This is a genomic window from Arthrobacter sp. 05L45_2 (genome assembly GCF_056397525.1).
Map to the genome: position 1 here is coordinate 1 of NZ_JBFTNO010000290.1, position 2,443 is coordinate 2,443.

The following is a 2,443-nucleotide window of genomic DNA, read 5'->3' on the forward strand; positions in this document are numbered from 1 at the left end:
TCCTCGGAGTGTCGTCCTTCGAACCGTCGTCGACCACGAGAACAGAGTGCTGGGGGACTACAGCAAGGACTTTGCGGATGGTATTGCCGATGGCCTCGGCCTCGTTCCAAGCCGGCATGACAATTAAAACGCCGGAACGCTGTGAGTTACCCATGGTTTGAAAGTATAGCAACGAGCGGCTGCCGCCCTTTTGCAGGCGCCGGCCTCCGGCCCGGGCGCCCTCCGCAGGATTCGTGACGCCGTCTGCATACTTGTAGGGTTGGCTCTGAAACTTAGGAGACTGGATTCAATGACTTGGTGGGAAACTCTTCCTACGCTGGCTGCGACTGCGCTGGTTTACTTCCTTCCCGGTTTGATGATCCTGGCAGCGGCCGGACTTCGCCGGTTGAACCTGCTGGCGTTGGCTGCCCCGGTGTCGGCGTCCGTTTCGGGCATGACGGCGATCATCCTGCCGTATCTGAAGCTGCCCTTTAACCCGGTGACGTACTTCGCGGTCAGCGTGTTCGCGGCCGCCGCGGTGGCAGTGCTGCGCCTGGTCCTCCGCCGGCGCCGGTCACGGGCCGACGCCGGGGTGGCCGGGACCCGGTTCACCGGCTTCCTGGGCGCCAACGGTGCGCTGTCCCCCGCCGATACCGGAATCTGGCTGGCGCGGCTGGCGATCCCTGTTGCCGTCCTTATCCCCGCAGCGATCATCAGCCTTCGCTACATTGCCGGTTTCGGGTCGCCGGACAGCTTCTCCGAGACCTTCGACAACATCTACCACCTGAATGCTGTCCGCTACATCGCCGATACCCAGAACGGGTCAACGCTGACCCTGGGCAACCTCACGGCCGCCTCGAAGGGCCTGTACCCGGCCGCCATGCACGATTCCATGGCCCTGGTGCTGATGCTCGGCGCCCCCTCGGTCATGGCCGTCGTCAACGTGGGAACCATCGTGACGGGCGCCGTCGTCTGGCCGCTGGCGTGTATCTTCCTGATCAGCCGCATCGTGGGCTACCGGCCGATGCCGCTGCTGGCCGCAGGCATCCTCTCCGCCGGTTTCAGCGGATTCCCGTACCTGATGGTGGGCTACGGCGTCCTGTACCCCAACCACGCCGCCATCGCCCTCCTGCCGGCAGTCCTCGGACTGGCCATCGAAGCCCTCGGAATGTCCCGCACCCCGCCGGGTTCGCCGCTGGCACCGGTCCTGGCCCTCGCCGCCACCGTCCCCGGACTCGCCCTCTCCCACCCCAGCACCCTGGTGGCCTTGCTGGGCTTCGCCACCCCGGTGGTCATCGGCCGCCTGATCCGGTCTTGGCTCGCCGCGCGGGACGGCTCCGTCCCGAAGCGGCAGCCGCTGCTGTGGCTGGCGTTTACGGCCGCCTACGTGCTGGGTACCACCGCCGTCTGGGTGGTGGCGCGCCCCAGCCTCAGCTCCGCCGGCTGGACCCCGTTCCAGACCAACGCGCGGGCCATCGGCGAAATTCTCGGCAGCGCCCCGATGGGCACCACCACAGCCTGGGTCATGCTGGTGCTGACCATCATCGGACTGTACGTTGTGGCCCGCCAGCTGCGCCGCTACTGGTGGGTCGCGGGCATGTATGCCGCCGGCGCCGTGCTCTACCTGGTGGTGTCCAGCTGGAGCAACGGCTTCTTCCGCAACTTCCTTACCGGGGTCTGGTACACGGACAGCTTCCGGCTTGCCGCTCTCCTGCCCGTGGTGACCCTTCCCGTCGTCGTCCTCGGCGCTGAATGGCTGATCTGGCGGGCCCGTGCCCTGACCGGGGCACTGATCGCCACGGCGAAGGAGCGTCCGGCCGCACTCCCCCGGGTCGCGTCGGGCCTGGCGGGCCGCCTGCCGGCGTCGTCCGGGATCGCGATGGGCTGTGTGGTGCTGCTGGCTCTCGGCCTGGGCGCCCAGGGCGGCACGCTGTCCGGGGTACAGAGCCGGATCAGCACCATCTTTACGACGACGCCGACGGCGGCGCTGCTGTCCACCGACGAGGTTGCGCTGCTCAAGCAGGTCGCAGGCATCGTTCCCGCGGGCGACGTCGTGGTGGGCAACCCCCGCACCGGCGCCTCGCTGGTCTACGCCTTCTCCGGCCGCCGCGCCCTCGCCCCGCACATCTTCGGCATCCGCACCCCGGAAGAGCAGCTCCTCCTCGACCACTGGGATGAAGCCTCGTACAACAGCGCCGTCTGCCCGGCGGTCAAGTCACTCAAGGCCTACTGGGCGCTCGACTTCGGGAACACCGAGATCACTCCCCGCGCGGAGCCGCTCGTTGGTGTCCGCGACCTGACGGACAACACCGCACCGGGCGTGAAGCTCGTCAAGGCCGTGGGCAGTGCCCGCCTCTTCCGGGTTACCGCCTGCGGATAGCCGGCGTTCTCCGGCCTGAGGGCGGGTCACCGGCAGTTTGCGGGACAGACACAAAAGAGCCAGGCAGGGACGTTGGTCCCCGCC

The 2,443-nt window shown here is 67.9% G+C and carries 2 protein-coding genes; one reads left to right on the forward strand and one right to left on the reverse strand.

What is annotated here, in order from left to right:
- The coding region (locus tag AC1DHD_RS15535) for a glycosyltransferase (RefSeq protein ID WP_476880574.1) at positions 1–154 on the reverse strand (154 nt) is incomplete at its 3' end.
- A 135-nt stretch (positions 155–289) separates the two neighbouring features.
- Between AC1DHD_RS15535 and AC1DHD_RS15540 the strand changes: the two genes are divergently transcribed.
- The gene (locus AC1DHD_RS15540) at positions 290–2,359 is read left to right on the forward strand and encodes a DUF6541 family protein (protein WP_476880573.1); all 2,070 of its coding nucleotides are present in this window, start codon (positions 290–292) and stop codon (positions 2,357–2,359) included.
- The last annotated feature ends 84 nt before the right edge of the window (positions 2,360–2,443 follow it).

Excerpts from the sequence above, each read along its gene's own strand:
- AC1DHD_RS15540 (WP_476880573.1), top strand. The coding sequence starts at position 290 with ATGACTTGGTGGGAAACTCTTCCTACGCTGGCTGCGACTGCGCTGGTT.